This window comes from Microcoleus sp. S13_B4 (assembly GCF_036700885.1).
Classification (GTDB): domain Bacteria; phylum Cyanobacteriota; class Cyanobacteriia; order Cyanobacteriales; family Microcoleaceae; genus Microcoleus.
The window spans coordinates 16,808-35,129 of record NZ_JAUBPU010000012.1; the positions used below are offsets into that span (position 1 = coordinate 16,808).

17 protein-coding genes and 2 pseudogenes are annotated in these 18,322 nt (G+C 45.9%); 13 read left to right on the forward strand and 6 right to left on the reverse strand.

The window, feature by feature from the left end; genetic code table 11:
* The first annotated feature begins 192 nt into the window (after window positions 1–192).
* From QT994_RS09550 to QT994_RS09560, 3 genes are all read left to right on the forward strand, one after another.
* Window positions 193–432 (forward strand): DUF433 domain-containing protein, encoded by a 240-nt coding sequence (locus tag QT994_RS09550; RefSeq protein WP_333173751.1) that lies wholly within the window; start codon window positions 193–195, stop codon window positions 430–432.
* Window positions 433–625: 193 nt separating this feature from the next.
* The gene (locus tag QT994_RS09555) at window positions 626–1,516 is read left to right on the forward strand and encodes an ABC transporter permease (RefSeq protein WP_333173911.1); all 891 of its coding nucleotides are present in this window, start codon (window positions 626–628) and stop codon (window positions 1,514–1,516) included.
* A 357-nt stretch (window positions 1,517–1,873) separates the two neighbouring features.
* A complete protein-coding gene (locus QT994_RS09560; protein WP_333173754.1) occupies window positions 1,874–2,257 on the forward strand; it encodes a hypothetical protein in 384 nt (127 codons plus the stop codon).
* Window positions 2,258–2,374: 117 nt separating this feature from the next.
* Here QT994_RS09560 and QT994_RS09565 read toward each other — a convergent pair whose 3' ends face one another.
* Together QT994_RS09565 and QT994_RS09570 are read right to left on the reverse strand one after the other, a co-directional pair.
* Entirely contained in the window at window positions 2,375–3,733 is a 1,359-nt protein-coding gene (locus tag QT994_RS09565) for an FAD-binding oxidoreductase (protein ID WP_333173758.1), read from the reverse strand.
* A gap of 130 nt (window positions 3,734–3,863) precedes the next feature.
* Complete coding sequence (locus QT994_RS09570; protein ID WP_333173762.1) at window positions 3,864–4,613, reverse strand: class I SAM-dependent methyltransferase; 750 nt, start codon at window positions 4,611–4,613, stop codon at window positions 3,864–3,866.
* Window positions 4,614–5,067: 454 nt separating this feature from the next.
* Here QT994_RS09570 and QT994_RS09575 point away from each other — a divergent pair.
* The 6 genes and pseudogenes from QT994_RS09575 to QT994_RS09600 all read left to right on the forward strand — a co-directional run.
* Window positions 5,068–6,387, forward strand: a pseudogene (locus QT994_RS09575) (adenylate/guanylate cyclase domain-containing protein); the annotation flags it as partial.
* Window positions 6,388–6,637: 250 nt separating this feature from the next.
* The gene (locus QT994_RS09580; protein ID WP_333173764.1) at window positions 6,638–8,050 is read left to right on the forward strand and encodes an adenylate/guanylate cyclase domain-containing protein; all 1,413 of its coding nucleotides are present in this window, start codon (window positions 6,638–6,640) and stop codon (window positions 8,048–8,050) included.
* 215 nt (window positions 8,051–8,265) lie between these two features.
* Window positions 8,266–9,570, forward strand: coding sequence for an adenosylmethionine--8-amino-7-oxononanoate transaminase (bioA, locus tag QT994_RS09585; protein WP_333173766.1), 1,305 nt, complete (start codon window positions 8,266–8,268; stop codon window positions 9,568–9,570).
* Window positions 9,571–9,587: 17 nt separating this feature from the next.
* A complete protein-coding gene (gene bioB, locus QT994_RS09590) occupies window positions 9,588–10,631 on the forward strand; it encodes a biotin synthase BioB (RefSeq protein ID WP_333173768.1) in 1,044 nt (347 codons plus the stop codon).
* 233 nt (window positions 10,632–10,864) lie between these two features.
* On the forward strand, window positions 10,865–11,476 hold the full coding sequence (locus QT994_RS09595) for a methyltransferase domain-containing protein (RefSeq protein WP_333173770.1): 612 nt from the start codon (window positions 10,865–10,867) through the stop codon (window positions 11,474–11,476).
* 176 nt (window positions 11,477–11,652) lie between these two features.
* Window positions 11,653–12,339, forward strand: a complete 687-nt coding sequence (locus QT994_RS09600) for an SDR family oxidoreductase (RefSeq protein WP_333173773.1) — start codon at window positions 11,653–11,655, stop codon at window positions 12,337–12,339.
* Window positions 12,340–12,533: 194 nt separating this feature from the next.
* On the opposite strand, the gene QT994_RS09605 is transcribed toward QT994_RS09600, so the two are convergent.
* On the reverse strand, window positions 12,534–13,013 hold the full coding sequence (locus tag QT994_RS09605) for a hypothetical protein (RefSeq protein ID WP_333173776.1): 480 nt from the start codon (window positions 13,011–13,013) through the stop codon (window positions 12,534–12,536).
* A gap of 447 nt (window positions 13,014–13,460) precedes the next feature.
* Here QT994_RS09605 and petN point away from each other — a divergent pair, with 447 nt between their 5' ends.
* From petN to QT994_RS09625, 4 genes are all read left to right on the forward strand, one after another.
* Complete coding sequence (petN, locus tag QT994_RS09610; RefSeq protein ID WP_071883976.1) at window positions 13,461–13,550, forward strand: cytochrome b6-f complex subunit PetN; 90 nt, start codon at window positions 13,461–13,463, stop codon at window positions 13,548–13,550.
* A gap of 92 nt (window positions 13,551–13,642) precedes the next feature.
* Entirely contained in the window at window positions 13,643–14,242 is a 600-nt protein-coding gene (locus QT994_RS09615; RefSeq protein WP_333060307.1) for a DJ-1/PfpI family protein, read from the forward strand.
* Window positions 14,239–14,475 carry a DUF167 domain-containing protein gene (locus QT994_RS09620; RefSeq protein ID WP_333173779.1) on the forward strand — a complete coding sequence of 79 codons (237 nt, stop codon included), beginning with the start codon at window positions 14,239–14,241 and terminating at the stop codon, window positions 14,473–14,475. Before QT994_RS09615 ends, QT994_RS09620 begins: the two co-directional genes overlap by 4 nt.
* 91 nt (window positions 14,476–14,566) lie before the next feature.
* The gene (locus tag QT994_RS09625; protein ID WP_333173780.1) at window positions 14,567–14,755 is read left to right on the forward strand and encodes a CsbD family protein; all 189 of its coding nucleotides are present in this window, start codon (window positions 14,567–14,569) and stop codon (window positions 14,753–14,755) included.
* Between the two features lie 270 nt (window positions 14,756–15,025).
* Here the strand turns inward: QT994_RS09625 and QT994_RS09630 are convergent, their stop codons facing one another.
* The 3 genes and pseudogenes from QT994_RS09630 to QT994_RS09640 form a co-directional block, all read right to left on the reverse strand.
* Window positions 15,026–15,280 (reverse strand): DUF4926 domain-containing protein, encoded by a 255-nt coding sequence (locus QT994_RS09630; RefSeq protein WP_333173782.1) that lies wholly within the window; start codon window positions 15,278–15,280, stop codon window positions 15,026–15,028.
* Window positions 15,281–15,290: 10 nt separating this feature from the next.
* A pseudogene (locus QT994_RS09635) lies at window positions 15,291–15,566 on the reverse strand (DUF6883 domain-containing protein); the annotation flags it as partial.
* Window positions 15,567–15,999: 433 nt separating this feature from the next.
* Complete coding sequence (locus QT994_RS09640; protein ID WP_333173784.1) at window positions 16,000–17,964, reverse strand: calcium-binding protein; 1,965 nt, start codon at window positions 17,962–17,964, stop codon at window positions 16,000–16,002.
* Window positions 17,965–18,322: the final 358 nt, after the last annotated feature.

Here is an 18,322-nt window from a genome sequence, read left to right on the forward strand (position 1 = left end):
CGGATTTTGTAACGGATGTAACGGATATAAGGAAGAGGGAAGAAGGAAGAGAAAACCTTCTTCCTTCTGCTATATAATCTTAAGAGGAGAGTGAAAAAATACGCTCGTAATTTTGGGCGATATTAATAAATAAATCTTGTTTTAGAAGTTGAAGCGCCTCCTTTCCGAGAAGATGCAACAGGTGCTATTCGGGTGGGAAACTCAAGAGTTTTGCTGGAATTGGTGATTAGAGCTTTTCAGGATGGTGCGTCGCCGGAATCAATTGTGCAGCGTTATTCAACTATGTCATTGTCGGATGTCTATAGTGCGATCGGCTATTATATCCCACACCAAGAATCAGTAGAAGCTTATCTCAATTATCGCGAGCAATTAGCAGATTCAGTCCGTCAGCGTTTGTTAGGCATTCAACCGGACATTATCCATTCTAGGTGAATTAGCGTTGCCTTGTCGATATAGAGCGAGCGGTGTTTCTGCCATGTCTAGATCGAAAATTCCCAGCTATGTAGAATTTATTATAATGACTATATAACCTCATCTGCTGGCTTGTGACGATCGCCCGCCCAACACCACCAATACCTCCAGACTTGCTACTGTAAAGATAGTGAGATTTAATCAACAAGCAATTATGAGCGGTACTGTTACATCCCCCAACAACCTCAACCAGCAGCGGCCACTCTCCACAGCATCCGCTGACACTTCCAGTTCCCTGCTGGCCGACTTCATCCAAGAAACTCTCGCCTTAACCAAGCGCCTGTTTATTCAATTGCAGCGCCGTCCCTCCACGCTAGTTGCAGGCATTATTCAGCCGCTGATGTGGTTGGTTTTGTTCGGAGCTCTGTTTGAAAATGCTCCCGCCGGCTTGTTCGGCGAAAGCCAGAATTACGGACAATTTCTCGGCGCTGGCGTTATCGTTTTTACAGCATTTGCCGGGGCGCTGAATGCTGGTTTGCCGATTATGTTCGATCGCGAGTTCGGATTTCTCAACCGCCTATTAGTCGCGCCGCTGGCTTCGAGATTTTCGATCGTCCTGGCTTCGGCTATTTTTATCGTCACCCTCAGCTTTATCCAAACCGGCACAATCGTTACAGCGGGGGCGTTTTTGGGCGCGGGATTCCCCGGAATTGCCGGACTAGGGGCGATCGCCCTAATTGTGCTGCTGTTAGTTTTGGGCGTCACGGGCTTGAGTCTGGGTTTAGCCTTCGCTCTTCCCGGCCACGTAGAATTAATTGCGGTAATTTTTGTTACTAACTTGCCGCTGTTATTTGCCAGCACAGCCCTCGCGCCGCTGTCATTTATGCCAGAGTGGCTGCAAGTTGTGGTGACTCTCAATCCTCTAAGTTATGCGATCGAACCCATCCGCTATTTGTACCTGCACAGCGATTGGTCGTTAGCAAGTGTGGTGATGCAAGCTCCTTGGGGTAATGTTACCTTTGGAGGAGCGCTGTTAGTATTGCTAGCTTTTGATGTCGTAGCGCTGCTGAGCATTCAACCGCTGCTGCGACGCCGATTTGCTTAGTTAGGGCGATCGTTTCACCAGCACCGTCAATTCTAGGACACGGCGCCGTGCCTTTCGTCGTGTCAACTTAACTTCAAACCTACTCAGAGACTGCTGTTTGGCGATTAGGCCCAGATCCCCCCTAACCCCCCTTTTTAAGGGGGGGACAAGAAGCGGTCAAAGTCCCCCTTCTTAAGGGGGATTTTGGGGGATCTGGTCTCAGCTCAAAGCGAGATTTTTCAATGCTTCCAGGCTGGTTGTGGACAAGAGGAAGGGCAATGCCGTATCGTTAGCCCCAGCGAAGTAATATAATATTTAGTCACAAGTCAGAATATTGTTTAGATACAATTGTTTTTTTGAAGATTCAACTAATAAATTATGAACACCAAAACTTCTAAATCGGGCAAATGGATGATTGGGATTACTGCAAGCGCGATCGCATCCTGTGCTCTGTTCTCCCCTCAAGCAAGCTTTGCTCAAGCCAGCGGTTTAAATAATGCCCAACCGCTGCAAGACTTTCAAACTCAAGACAATACCGACCCCTTTTCCGGCCGCAGCAGCGGAAGCGCAATATTTGATTTAATTCACAGATCCCAATTGGGAGGCGGCCGCAGCATGGAAGAATTTAATAGCGAACAGCGCCAAAATTTGAACGATGCGGCAGCAGAATTTCGCAACAAACAGCGCCAACTACTGGAAAAGCAAGCTGTACCTTCTGAAGGGGCGATCGCACCAGCAGAAATTACCGCCCCCGTCCCTTAAATTTACAACTGCTGTTTGCTCATTTCTCAGTCCGCGTGAGCGAAGCCAGCGCTTAGGCGGACTTCGTTTGTCTAGCAGCGATTTCAAGATCCGAATCTTATCTAAAAACCATCGCCCTTAATCCCGTTCCAACCACGCCCGCATTTTACCCGGATTAAGCAAACCGTAAGGATCGACCAACTCTTTAAACTGCAACTGTTCCACATTAATACTTTTCATCCCTCCATCTTCCAATATATAAGTGTGAGGATTAGCAATCATTGCGCCTTGCTCTTCGTGATAGCGAATAATTTCATTGAGGCGTGATTCCGTAGTGTAGCGAACTATTTGCAAAGCCGCGGCGATCGCCCTGCCATTAATCCGCAAAAACTCCAAGTGCATCAACACCTCATCCCCATAATAATTGTACAGTTCCTCAATCAATTTCAAACCTCGATCGGGGGGAAAAATCGTCTGCAAATAAGTCAGAGAGGGGTCAGCGCTGCGAGCGTGCAGAGTTGTATGATTCCAAGTAAATTCAGCAATAGCTGCACCTTTGCTCGCTGCTTGCGCGTCTTTTTGATAGCAAATTGTGCCACCATATTCGCGCACCAAATCTTGCAGCGGTTCCAGACAAGATTCTGCTACCATTAACAAAGCGCAGTGCTTACCTTCAGGAATCGCCTCGCGGAAAGCAGCAAAATAAGCAGGAATCGGCCAAGCACAAACACAAATTAGTTTTTTGATAATTCCGTCAGCATCGCCCAAAGCTTGACCGAAGTTGGCCGATGTCATAAAATCGTCAAAAGCCACGATGATTTCCGCCCAAGCATAAGCAGGGGCGAGGGGAATTTCTAACTCAGTAATAATCCCATTTGTGCCGTAAGCGTGATTGACTTTTTGCACTTCATCGCCGCGCAATTCGATGACGCGGGGTTCGTCTTCCATTGTAACGACTCGAACGGCATGAAGATTTCCCCGATCGCGCAATTGCCCGTAAGTTATCGAACCAATTCCCCCACTACCGCCGCCGATAAATCCCCCAATCGTTGCGGTGCGATAGGTTGAGGGAACCATCCGCAATTCCCAACCAGTTTCTCGCGCTTGTTTGTCGAAAACCGACATTTTCACCCCTGGTTCTACGCAAGCTAAACCCGGTTTTATCCAGCGGATACTGTGCATTTTGGTGGTATCTAAAATGACGCCGCCCTTGAGGGGAATGCACTGCCCGTAATTGCCCGTTCCTGCACCTCTAACAGTTAGCGGAATTTTGAATTTGACGCAGGCTGCCGCAATCCGCAAAACTTCGGCTTCGCTGGCGGGACGAACTACTAAATCTCCTGTTTTATCACTTAAGAGAGGTTGCAAAATTGGACTGAAGTGATAATAGTCTTGAGATAGCTTGACAACTTGCGCGCGATCGCTAATTATTTCAATTCCCGATAGTTCCGAAGAAAAAGCATCCCAGTCAATACTTTGAATCGCATTTGCAGTCATTTTGTTTTCTCAATCCTGACAGGATTATATATTTTCTCAAGCATAACTTAGTAACCTAAAATACTAACTGCAATCTTTCTTTACGCAGTAAGGTGCTGAGGTTTCATCCTACATAGCAAAGCTGGTTTTTTCAATTAATAAATCCCCCAAACACTGCCATACCGTAGTATTTCCAAGGAACTGCAACAGTCTCAAATCCAGATAAGGCAAGCATTTCCAACTGTGCCGAAACTGTAGCTAGGCGATCGGGATTAGAATACCCGTAAGAGACACTCGTCCCCACATTTGCGCGAATTTGTGCTAACGTTTCCCCCTGATTTAGCGCCCAATTTTCTCGCGCCGCTTGATAAATATCTTTCATTGCTGCTGATTCTGCTAAAAGAGGATCGGCATTCCAAAAACAGCCACCAGCATTTAAACTTTCGCCAATGCGTTGAAACAATTTCAACTTCATGTCATCCTCAAGATGATGAATTGCCAGAGATGAAATGCAAGCATTGAATTTATCGCCCAAGCCTGATAAATTTGGATTGTTCGCCCATTCTCCAAAATCCATTTCTATACCAGTCCACCGGGCTGCGTATCCTGCAGACTCTATTTTGGCGCGGGCAAAATCAAGCATTCGCGGCGAGTAATCGACAGCCACTATTTCCGCAGATGGGTAGCGTTTGAGAACTTTTAAAGTGAGTTCCCCCGTACCGCAGCCGAGTTCTAAAATGCGGTGGTTTGTGTTAGCAATGCAGCCTGCTACTACATCCAGCATTTCGTCATATTTAGGTAAAAGTCGCCGAATGCCCGTATCAAAATCAGCAGTATTGACAAAAACTTCTCCCGGAAAAATTTCCTTGTTAGTAGGTGAGACAGTAGAGTCAGAATTCACGATCGCCAACCATAGACTACAATTGCTATCCTAACCGAGATAAAGCAAAAAGTGCGTGAAGTAGGGACACGGCACTGCCATGTCCTTAACCGAGCATCTGTACTTCACTCAACAGAAAATCTCTATAAAGTTATGGGTATTCTTACGGATAAGCGAAACACTCGCGGTAAACAATAATTAACCCTCAGTTGCACTCAGAGAGTCTTGCTTTACCCCGGACGCCAGCAAAACAGTCTGAGAAAGCAGTGTTATGTTAGTAGTGCATAAATTCCAATCAAAATTAAACCTCACACTTGGGGATACCATGCGGCAGTTGATTTATCGAATTCGGGCTGCCATCAGCCAATTAATTTACAAGCGAATTATCCTTGCGGTGACAATTTTATTTTGTGTAGGTGTAGGAGTAGCGATGGCAAATATGTCTCGTCTTTCCTCCACTCTAATCGAATCGCAAGCCCTCCAAAATGCCACCCTCTATGCCCAAGCTGTTAAAGAAGCCCGCACCCTTTACAGTTCCGATGTTGTTCGTCCTCTAAACACCGCTGAAGCAATTAACTTTACCCACGACTACAACCCGACAAAAGTAACAGTTCCCGTACCAGCCAGTTTTTTAATAGAACTAGGCAACCATATCACAAAAAAAAATCCCGAAGTATCACTTCGTCTCTATAGCAACTACCCGTTTCCCTGGCGACGAAAAGAAGGCGGAGTCCGAGACGATTTTGAACGGCAAGCTATTACGTATTTGACGCAAAACCCGACACAAAAGTTTTTCCGCATTGATGATTCTCGCGGCAAACCAGCCTTTCGGTATGCCGAGGCAGATATTCTAAGTTCTAGCTGCGTTAACTGTCACAATACTCACCCTGACAGTCCTAAAACTGATTGGAAAGTGGGAGATGTGCGGGGGATATTAGAAATTACTCAACCTCTCGATACCATCACTCAACATACTCAAAGTGAACTTAACAATCTGTTTTTACTGTTAGTAGGACTTTCAATTTTAGGCATCACAGGCTTAACTGTATCTATCAGCAGGTTGCGCCAAAATGCTAAACAATTAGAACAGCGTGTCAGGGAACGCACAGCACAATTGGAAGAAACTAATGTAGAATTGCTGAAAGAACAGGAAAAAAGCGATCGCCTGCTGCTCAATATTTTACCCCAATCCATTGCTACCAAGTTAAAAGACGGTCAAAGCAGTATTGCTGACGGCTTCGCAGAAGTCACGATTTTGTTTGCAGATATCGTAGGGTTTACCGTGCTTTCATCACAAATCTCTCCCGAAGAATTGCTCAAGTTTCTCAACGAAATTTTTTCAGCCTTCGATGGCTTAACGGAAAAGTACGGCTTGGAAAAAATCAAAACAATTGGAGATGCTTACATGGTAGTGGGAGGTTTGCCAAATCCCAGCACCAACCACGCCGAAAGCATTGCGGAAATGGCTTTAGGTATGCAGGAGGAATTAGCAAAATTTAATGCCAAACATCATGCAGGAATTAACATTCGCATCGGCATCAATACCGGGCCGGCAATTGCGGGGGTTATTGGCACTAAAAAATTTATTTACGACCTCTGGGGCGATGCCGTCAATACAGCAGCCCGCATGGAATCCCACGGAATTGCCGGCGCGATTCAAGTCACACAATCAACTTACGATATCTTGCAAAATAAGTATCGGTTTGAAGACAGAGGAATTATCGACATCAAAGGCAAGGGCGATATGAATACTTATCTGCTTGCAGGCAGGCTAGTCAGCCCAGTTTCGGTTTAATTGTTTATTATATTATTAAGGGGTATGCTAGTTAGTCCGAAGTCATCAGTCATTCGTTGTTAGTCGTCAGCCAAGAACTAACAGTTAATAGCTGCTGGCTTTTGACTGCGGACAATTACAGGAATTACACAGGGGATGTGAGAACCCGGTTTCTGCGCGGTTGCTTCGTTGACCAACCAAAAATTTATTACGAGAAACCGGGTTTATTTTCTTATGTCCTACATTAGCCATTTGCAAAATAGTAAGTTTTATGTTATCGCGGATTTTATCATTCTTGAAATTTTTCAAATCTCGCTTGTCTAGGCAAATAGCTTTGTGGGTATTTGCTAGCATTCTTGTCATAGAGGGAATTATTTTAGTTCCCTCTTATTTTCGGCGAGAAAATGAACTTTTAAGTCAACTGGAACAGGTATCTCGGGCGACTGTTGATTCCCTAGAGTTTTTGCTCCAACAAGATATTTCCGATCGCACTTTCTTGCAAGAAGAAGTAAAAAATATTATTAAGGATTCTCAAGTAGTTTTAGGACTATCTATTTACCAAGCTAACGGTCAGCTAATATATACACTTGGCGAACCCCCAGAAATCAGTTTAAAGCAACTAAAAAGATCTCGTATAGTTTACAGTCACAATTTCGATGGCAAGAGGTACGATATTGCTTGGACGGAGCGACATTTTGGAGGCGATTACATCTTAATTGTTCGCCATGATGCTTCCACCGTTCAGCCGGAACTCTACGCTTTTATCGCACGGATTGCTGTTCTAGTCATCATTATATCAGCCTTTGTCACTTCTGTGACTATGTTCTTTTTAGGGGTGACAGTAATTGCACCTATCTTGAGATTGCGCGATGACTTAATCGCTGCTGGAGACGCTTTGAGCAAAGATCGAGAACAACCTGATTTCTACTCTCTGTCTGTCAAGCGTGATGACGAGTTGGGAGAACTCATGGTCGCATTCAATCAAATGTTTCACCGAGTATACAAGGAAATCGCCCAGCGTAAACAAGCTGAGGAAGTATTGCGCGCCGAACAAGAAAAGTCGGAACGTTTATTACTAAATATATTACCGGTAATGATTGCCGATCGCCTAAAACAAGGTCAGATCAATATTGCGGACGGATTTGCCGAGGTTACGGTTTTGTTTGCTGATATTGTGGGCTTTACCGAAATATCTTCGCGCACGTCTCCTGAAGAATTAGTCGAGTTGCTTAACAAAATATTTTCATGTTTCGATAGCTTGAGCGAGCAATACGGCTTAGAAAAAATTAAGACGATAGGCGACAATTATATGGTAGCAGGCGGTTTGCCGCTTCCCTGTACAAATCACGCCGAATCTATTGCCGAAATGGCCCTGGAAATGCAGCAAGAAATTATGAAATTCCGCGACGAATGCGGTGAAACTCTCAATATCCGCATTGGCATTAATACTGGGCCTGTTGTAGCAGGTGTCATCGGCACTAAAAAGTTTATTTACGATTTGTGGGGAGATGCTGTGAATACAGCAAGCCGCATGGAATCTCAGGGGCTTCCGGGTAAAATTCAAGTTAGCAGCTCAACTTATGAGTTGCTGTGCGATAAGTATTTGTTGGAAAAGCGCGGTAAAATTAATGTTAAAGGCAAAGGAGCAATGACGACTTATTTGCTGAAAGGCCGAAAATTGTAACTGACAATTTTAACCAGCGCCGGGGAATACGCGATCTGGCGGCAGACGTTGCAGGGCAGCCGCCTTCAACTCTAAACTAGATTTTTTTTAAACGAACCGCGAAGACGCTAAGGACACGAAGGAAGAGAAGAAGAAAGAATCAAAAATAAAAAGTTCATACGTGAGTAAAAATTGCTATATTAAAAGGCGACTTGATATTAGTTGTATGGGTAAAAATGACTGCGAATCAGGAACATAATTCTGCAATTTCACCGATTTGGCAGCCCTTCACGCAAATGAAAACGGCTGCCCCGCCGCTGAAGGTAATTCGCGGCAAAGGATCGGTGCTGGAATTAGCAGACGGGCGGCAAATTCTCGACTGCATTTCTAGTTGGTGGGTGACTGTTCACGGGCACAGTCATCCGGTTCTGGCTGAGGCTCTTTATGAACAAGCCCAAAATTTAGAACACGTAATCTTTGCGGGATTTACTCACGAACCGGCCCTGAAGCTTGCTAATAAATTGCTAACTCATACGCCTGCTTCTTTAACGCGGATTTTCTTTTCTGATAACGGATCGACTGCTGTTGAAGTTGCTCTGAAAATGGCTTTTCAATATTGGCGCAATCTCGGAGAAACTAACCGCACTAGCTTTATTAGTTTTGAGGGAGGTTATCATGGCGATACTGTGGGCGCGATGTCTGCTGGCAGAAGTTCGCTGTGGTGGGAATCTTTTGCACCTTTAATGTTTGCTGGGGATGTTGTTCCTTTTCCTGCGACTTTTGACGGCGACAGCCAGGTGGAAAGCAATGAGGCGGCGAGTTTAGAGAAATTGGAGTTTTTGTTAAAGCAGGGCGGCTATGCGGGTATTTTTATCGAACCTTTGGTGCAAGGTTCTGGGGGGATGCGAATGTGCCGCCCTGAGTTTTTGCAGGCGATCGCACAACTTGCCCGCCAGTTTAATGTATTGTTGATTTACGATGAAGTAATGACGGGTTTTGGTCGCACGGGTGAACTGTTTGCCTCGGTTAAATCTGGAACTTCGCCGGATATCCTGTGTTTGTCTAAAGGATTGTCTGGCGGCTGCTTGCCAATTGCTGTCACAATGGCCTCGGAGGATATTTATCAAGCTTTCTGGCGAGATGAATGGGACAAAGCTTTTTTTCACGGTCATTCTTACACCGGAAATCCCCTAGCTTGTGCGGTGAGTGTAGCATCTATGGAGCTTTTGGAGCAAAACCCAAATGTTTATCAAGGGATGGAAAAACTCCACCACAAATATCTGAATCAATGGCTGAGAAATCATCCTAAACTCGAACGGATTCGGACTTGTGGCACCATCGTAGCAATGGATGTGAAAACGGAAAGCGTTTCCGGTTATTTTAATGACATTGCTCCTGTATTGAAAGCCAGATTTCTCGAAGCGGGGTTTTTGCTCCGCCCCTTGGGAAATACGCTTTACTTGATGCCTCCCTACTGCATTTCTCCTGATGAACTAGAATCGATTTATCGGGTAATTCGTCAGGTTTTGGATACTCTGTAAACCCTTTAATTTTAGTAATGAATTTACCCAATTGGAACGATTTGGCTGACGACGCGCTGGCGGGCAAATGTATCTCTCGCGAGCAATCTTTAGCCGTATTGCGCGCACCGGATGAGGTTTTGCTGGAACAACTAAATGCAGCTTATCGGGTGCGCCGCCACTACTGGGGAAACCGAGTCAGGCTGCACTATTTGTTAAATGCTCAAAGTGGCCTTTGTCCTGAAGATTGCCATTATTGTTCTCAGTCAAAAATTTCGACTGCGGAAATTGAGAAATATCCGCTTTTAGCTAAGGAGAAAATTCTGGATGCCGCCCAACGCGCCGCAGATTTAAAAGCAGGTACGTTTTGTTTGGTGATTTCGGGCCGCCAACCTAGCGCATCTACTTTCGATCGCGTTTTGGATGCTGTCGAGACTGTGAAGGCAAATTATAACCTGAAAATCTGCGCTTGTTTGGGATTGTTGAGCGAGGAGCAAACTCATCGTTTGGCTAAAGCTGGAGTCGATCGCGTAAATCACAATCTCAATACTTCCGAATCATATCACTCGGACATTTGCACGACTCACACTTTTGGCGATCGGGTTGAAACCGTCGAACACGTAAAAGCAGCGGGAATCACAACTTGTTCCGGCGGAATTTTGGGGATGGGCGAATCGGATGATGATGCGATCGATTTAGCGCTTTCGCTTCGCAAGTTGGGCGTTACTAGCGTGCCGGTCAACTTTTTTATTCCGATTCCCGGCACACCCTTTGCAGATGTGAACAGGTTAACTCCCCGCCAATGTTTGCGAATTCTCTGTTTGTTCCGATTTTTGCTTCCCAGCCAAGAAATTCGGATTGCTGGGGGACGGGAGGTGCATTTGCGATCGCTGCAACCTCTCGGACTCTACCCCGCTAATTCTATCTTTGTTGGCGATTATCTGACAACTCCCGGACAAGCTGCCCATCAAGATTGGGACATGATTCGAGATGCGGGATTTGCGATCGAATCCCCCGAAGGTTCTCTCTTAGAAGTTGATTCAGCAGTTACCAAATCCGAACCAAAACCCCTGGCTGTTTAACTTTTATACCAGTAGTCAATCGGATGAAATAGAGTAGGATACGGCAGTGCCGTGTCCCTACCCAATATCTATATTTCACGTTTACGCATGGGCAAGAGAAACCTGGTTTCTGAGGTAGCAAATGTGTAAGCCGTAAGTTCTTACATTGTAGTCATAAACCCTTATTCTACGGTTGACATTCTTCAATCTAAAATCTAAAATCTAAAATCTAAAATCATACAAGGGGGGAAATTGTGGACAAACGCGAAGAAATTACGATCGCAGAATACCAGCTAACTGCCGAATCTTTCCGAGAAGGAACTTGGCATCACGACGTATCCCAAAATCGATCCGCACTGACGGCTGCTATGCCCCGCAATCCCGGTAAAATTCTCGATATAGGATGCGGCCCGGGACGAGATTTAGTAGCGTTCAAGAGCCAAGGACACACAGTTGTAGGCTTAGATGCAACTCCAGCTTTTGTAGAAATAGCTAAGAAGTTATCGGGATGCGAAGTTTGGCAGCAATCCTTTCTGAATCTCGAGTTGCCAAAGGCAGAATTTGACGGTATTTTTGCCAATGCTTCCCTGATTCACGTTCCCAGCGACGAGATGGTGAAAGTGCTGCAAGATTTGCACAAAGCCTTAGTTGTTAGCGGTGCAATTGTCATGTCAATGTGCCGGGGAAATTGGGAGGGATACGACGAGCGGCCAACGGGAAAACGCTATACAGCCGGATGGGAATATCATACTTTAGCACATTGTTTAGAACAAGCGGGATTTGCCATTGTCAATCACTACTATCGCCCCCCCGGCTTACCCCGCGAAGCTCAATCTTGGGTAGTAATAGTGGGCAGAAAAATCTAACGTAAATTGGAAATAGGCAATCGGTAATTGCAAATCATTCCCCTCTCTTACTCTGCGTACTCTGCGCCCTCTGCGTTTAAAGAAAAAAACTACTTTACAACCAATTGACAGAAAATTGTTGTATAATAATCCCCAGTCAAATAAACCAATTTTTGCACCCTTAAATCAAAATTGATATGACAGAGAAATTCCACATTTTTTTAGCTGGTGCTAGTCGAGGAGTCGGCTTAGAAATCGCGAAATGTCTGACAGCACAAAAGATGCAAGTAACTGCACTTTTGCGATCGCCCGCCACCAGCACCGAATTAGAAGCAATGGGCATCAAAGTCGTGACTGGCGATGCTTTGGATGCAGCAGCTATGGAAGCTGCGATGGCTGGCGGCGATCCAATTCATGCCGTAATCAGCACAATTGGCGGCTTGCCAAAAGATGGAGAAAGAGCCGATTATTTGGGAAACAAAAACTTGATTGAGGCGGCTGTCAAAGCAGGCGTGCAAAAATTTATTTTAGTTTCATCCATCGGTAGCGGTAAGAGTGCCGCTGCTTTGCAACCGCAGGTTTTGGAAACTTTGGGTTCGGTATTAATTGAGAAAGAAAAAGCCGAAAATCATTTGATAGAAAGCGGGATAATTTATACAGTGATTCGTCCCGGCGGACTCAAATCGGAACCTGCCACAGGCAACGGTATTTTAACAGAAGATTGTCGAGTTGCTGGAACTATTCACCGGGCGGATGTAGCGCAGCTAGTTTGTGAGTGTTTAGTTTCTGATGCTGCTAACAATAAAGTTGTGTCGGCGGTAGATAAACAGATGGTTTACGGCAATCCAGAATTTGAGGTATTAAATCTCTCGGGGCGGGTTTAGCGCAAAATAAGCTGTCTGGCATCTAAATTGTATTTTTTGGGCGGGCTAGGAGCAACGGCCCACAGGAAAATTGAACTTTTGTGGAACAGGCATCTTGCCTGTTCATAAAAAGCCTGCGCCCACCCCACAAGAAAATTGAACTTTTGTGGAACAGGCATCTTGCCTGTTCATAAAAATGCTGCAAGATTTGGCACTCAAGAATCGAAAGGCTTAATCCACGATCGCCCGATCGCCCAATCCAAAACCAAACCCGCGATCGCAAACAATACTACACTCTCGACACCGCGAACAGCAAACGGCAATAACTCCTGTAGGGCGGGCATCTTCCCGGGTTCAAAAAACAATCCAGCATCCAATTGTCCAAAAGCCCGCACCAACCCAAAAGCCAACACCGCACCAGATTTAAGCTGCGGGTTAACATCTCGGCGAATCGCATAGCGGTAAGTCACGCCGAACAAAAAACCGCCCAAAAGTGCGATCGCCCCTCGGGCGGCAAAATTTAGGTCAATTTCCCTTACCTGCAAACTCGCCAGAGAATCAAACCTATCCGCTAGAATTAAGCTATTACCAAGGGCGATCGCCCCAAAACCCAGCAAACAAGACAAAGCAGCAACACTCCCTGCCTTCAAAGATTCTACCCGTTCAGCGGCACTAAAATTTGACGAGTCCTTCACGGCGCCCTCATTCTTAAAATGGCTCAAATTGATTTATCATCAGAAAATTGGGTAGAAACCTCGTCCTTTTAGGACGGCTTTATATTACAATATAATTGGTCAACGACCCACCCGAGACGATGGATCAAACAGCCTATACGAGCGAAGTTCAGCCTTGTGCTGGCGGCGAAGCAAAATCGGTAGACCGGGAAAAGAGGATAGGGCAATGGTAAACATCCCTAGAATCAAAACTACGAAGAATTCCGTTTGGTATTTGATACGTAAAAACCGCAGGGCTTGCGGGGTTAGTCTGTGGAGCGAACATAAGACCAAATCTCTTTTAGGGTGGAGGCAGTTGCGAAGAAGCAGAAATTCAAATCGTGAGGTTTGGGAATCCCCGTACCTTCAGGTCGGGGTGGATGTCAAAAGGTTTGCAGTCACTTTGTACAGTTTGTTCAATAAATAGCTATGGATATTTTGTCACTCGGTTGGGTTTCGGTGCTAGTTCTGTTCTCCTTCTCAATTTCAATGGTCATTTGGGGACGCAACGGTTTCTAGATTCCAGAATAGCTTGCGGGGCGAGCTTTTTAACTGCCCCGCATTTTTGGTTCATGCTATTTAAGCAAATCAAAATAACACGAGTTGTAAACATGACAGCCAAAAAAATATTAATGCTAGTCGGCGACTTTGTAGAAGACTACGAAGTAATGGTTCCCTTCCAAGCACTGCAAATGGTAGGTCACACCGTCCACGCCATCTGCCCGGACAAAGCAGCAGGCCAAACAATTCGCACCGCAATTCACGACTTTGAAGGCGATCAAACCTACAGCGAAAAACCCGGTCACAACTTCACTTTAAACGCGACTTTTGACGAAATCAACCCGGCCGACTACGACGCTTTGATTATCCCGGGAGGACGCGCCCCAGAATACATCCGCCTCAACGAACAAGTGCTGCAAATTACCCGCTACTTTGCCAACAGCAAAAAGCCGATCGCATCTATTTGTCACGGCTTACAGGTTCTAACAGCAGCAGGCGTACTCGAAGGCAAACGCTGCACCGCATACCCCGCTTGCAGCCCCGACGTACTCCGGGCCGGCGGCAAATATACAGAAGTTCCAGTTACCGAAGCCGTAGTCGATGGCAATTTAGTCACCGCCCCCGCGTGGCCAGCACATCCTAACTGGCTGGCTGAATTCCTGAAAGTTTTGGGAACGAAGATCGAACATTTAGAGAAAGTCGAAGTGTGACTATTTTCACAGTCAAAGTTAAACCGAATTCCAAACAGCAAAGCATCGAAGAGCAACCCGACGGCAGCCTTATAGTACATCTCAAATCGCCGCCAGTCGATGGTAAAGCAAACCAAGAATTAATCATGCTGTTGGCAAAAAAGTTTAAAGTGCCGAAATCTGCGATCGGCATTAAATCCGGTTTTTCCTCCAGAAATAAACTTGTGGAAATTCCCATGGAACCTTTAACTTAGAAAGAAACCTAATAACAAATCTGTCTAAAGAGGGATACAGACTCAACTTTAAACTCCTATATTAATAGTTGTAGAGTTAGAATAAAAAAATATGAGCATTGAAAATAGAGTCGAAGCAACAGCGAAGAATATTGAAGGCAAAATCCAAGAAGCTGTTAGCGAAGTTACAGGCAATCAGAAAAATAAATTAGAAGGTCAAGCCAAGCAAGACCAAGCATCAGCAATTCACCTGAAAGAAGACCTCAAAGATAAAGCAAAAGAAATTGTAGACCGCGCTTAGTAACTGTATTCGCTACAATTTTCCTGCCTACTAAATCCCGCAAACGATATGTTTGCGGGATTTTTTTTATAATCAGCCTAAATCATTTGTACCAATATGTATGGGCGGGTTTTACCAACCATAATTGCCAAAAACTAACCATCTCATAAACCCGTCCCCACCCAGCCCTAAATTCCGAAAATTGAATTTAACGGTTGGGCGACGATGCTTAATCGGGGTTATTCGTTGGGTGGGAACGGGTTTATCAACATTATGGGTGCGTGGCAAAATTCATCGGCGAACCGCCCCTACAGATTCTAGTAATTCATAATGCAAAAGCATTAATTTTGTGGCGGGAATTGTTTCCATTGCATAAGTTTTGCCATCTTGATGAGAAAATTCTACCTCAAAAGCACTGCCATCAAATTCCATCACGACTGTTCCTACTTGTCCTTTATATAATTTAATGATTTGTTTTGTTTCAAAATGGGTTACTTCTAAATCTTCCGTTAAAGCAACAATATCTAGGTCTTTAATTGTTTTCATTGTTTTTACCTCACTTTTTGAGGGGATAACAACTTGTTAATCTGGGGAAAATTTCACCTGAGCGGACGATCCAAGCTGCTAGAATCAGAGATTCACCTACTTCGGTTTTCAGCAGCAAGAATTTCATGTTGTAATGTGTTCCGTATTCATTGTTTTTTTGAATAACAACATCTTCGTGGATAGCAGCTTCTTTTAAAGCCTGTTTGAGCATTTCAGCATTTTTTAGGGTAATGCCTAACTTACTGGCCAACAAAACAGCTTTATTTTTTCCTTCTTGAGGATTCGGATTTAGAGAATATTATTCTATTTTATTGCCTAAATCTGCTACATGACCCTTGGGCAGTTTCACTATTAATAACTGTTTTTGAAGGACAAAATAGAATATTAGTCGGCTACAATAATCGAGTTTTACTCATATGTCAATTATATCGTCTTTGAGTTGGGGGGCAGGTTTATCAAAATTATTGAGGGGTGGTAAAATTCATAGGTGAACGCTCCCCTACAGATTCTCCTTTTTGGCCCAATCCCTGCGCTACGCAGGGCGAAGATGCTGTTTGGCGAAGATGCTTTTTGGCCCATTCCCTGTTTTGCCGATGCCCAATTCCCCATGCCAATAAAAAAGCTAGGGATGGATATCCCCAGCTCGAAACATAGCACAATTAGTTGTTCGAGTTGGTAGGGCGATGTTTCAGAATCGACCCCACCCACTTTTACCCAAATTAAATCAGGGTAATGTCAGCAGCCGTCACGTTCGGTCTGCCATTCAGATTTGCCAGCGTAACGCCTGTGTCAGGACCAGCAGTACCGTCCGAGTCAAATCCTAGTCGTCCGGTTCCATTTTCATAAAAGAGGAACGGCTGTGACGCGCTCGCTCCGGCTGGACCAAACTGGCCAGTGTAAGCACCGCTCTCAAGCACCAAGAACGACCTCGAAGAAAGTCGATTCGTACCTTCGACGGCACTCAATCCGGGGAAGCTGTTGAATTGCAAGATAAACTTGTCTTGACCGACCACAAAATCGCCGATTTGGTCTGGCCCACTACCCAATGTGCCGCCCTCGCCGAAGTTGTTGTAGTAGAAGCTGTCATTACCCGATCCACCAAGCAGCGTGTCAGTACCAGGCCCCCCACCGAGAGAGTCGTTACCGTCACCGCCAATCAAATAGTCGTTCCCAAAGCCGCCCAGCATCGTGTCGTTCCCGCCGCCAGCATTTAAGGTATCGTCCCCGAATGTTGTGTTGGATGTATCGCCGAACAGTATGTCATCCCCGTTACCAGTAGTTATGACATCAGTGCCGTTGCCACCAATAATGAAGTTGCTGCCTAAGGTATCGGTAATCAAGTTGGCAACTGTGCCGGTAAAGGTGACGCTGCTAGCGTAGGAGATGAAGTCGTTACCGGCAACGTTGCCAATCACACGATCGAACTGGCTGCCAAAGATGATGGTGTCACTTCCCTCGCTACCGTTCATGAGGTTGGTGACGGTGAAGCTGCTGCCAGTAGTAGGATTGGTGTAGCCAATTAACAGATCGTTGCCCAGCCCGCCGTCTAAAGTAACCAAAGCAGTACCAGTAGCATTACCAAAAAAGGCCCTGGTAGCATCGATACTATCGTTGCCATCTCCACCGGCTGCATTAGTAAAGGTACCGCTCAGGCTGTCGTTGCCATCGCCGCCGATCATCGTATCGCTGGAGAAGGCAGCGACGATCGTGTCATTGCCCGTCCCGCCGTCGAGCAAGTTGCGACCCGCGAAGCCCGGAAATGCACTGGAGGCGCCTACGCTCGAGATTACATTCGGCACCGACGCCGACACGATGAAGTCGTCGCCTGCACCTCCCAACGCAGTATCAGAAGTGGCAAAAACGTTGATCGTGTCGTTACCGTCGCCGCCGTCAAAGAAGTTTCTGCCGCCGCCAAAGTCGCCGATCGCTCCCTTGAGAGAATCGTTGCCGGCACCGCCAATCAAGGTGGTTCTCTCAATGCCGATCGTAATGACGGAGGAGGTAAATGGGCTGCTTTGCGTACTGTTGGTAATGAATAAGATGTCGTCGTCATTATCGCCCGACAGGTAGCTGTTGCTGGCCACACCTCTTAGGGTATCGTTGCCTTTACCGCCAAAGAGAGTGTCTCTTACATTGATACCTACAACCAAGTCGTCGCCATTATCACCCCGCAAGTAGTTGCTGCCTTCATTGCCAGCGAAGCCAATACCCAAACCACCCTCTAAAGAGAGGTTGTTGCCACCGCCTGCGATGAAGAAGCCGATCGCGTCATTACCCTTGCCACCGTAGAGGGAGTCTCTTCTCTGCGCCCCTCCCAGCAGCGTATCTTCGTCCTGATTACCAAAAATCAGGTTAGCTTCGACTGTACCTTGGAGGAAGTCTGCTCCCTCGCCGCCGGCTATGGTAGCCTGGGCTTCGGCGACTATGGTGTCCGAGCCTGCGTCGCCAAACAGCAAAGCCGGAGTGCGCTGAGATCTGATTGAATCTTCGTCGTCGCCACCGTATATGGTATCGTTCGGGCCAACTGAAATCAGAGTATCGTTATCGGCTTGGCCAAATATTAAGCTGCCGCCCAGGGTGGAAGTTCTAACGAAATCCGCCCCAGCTCCGGCCAATACTGTATCCGGGCCTAGTCCCGGAAGGTTTAAATCTAGTTGATTAGGATTGTCATCTAACGTTGTCATAAAGCTTCACTCCTCTACTTGTTGGTCATCGCTGGTGCGACTACAGACACTGCCTAGAACACCGAATGTTTGGATTCCGCTGTAGTTTAACCTGTTTGCCAGCCGCAAGTCTAGCCTACTGGCGTTAACCCTGTCTAGACTTTCTCCCTCGCGGATTTTTTGCTTGTAAGCTTTTATTTTCAAAGTCTTCACCCTTTAATAATCCTGGTGCACTGTCTCAGGTGCTCACGCTCCATAAGACGCGGCTCATATTCTTAATGTTCCATTCTGGATTGGCGGTCGGGGATCGCGTCCGGGGAAGGAAATTAAAGATTAAAAAAGGCAGATCTGGGTGATCGGGAAGACAAGGGAAATGGCG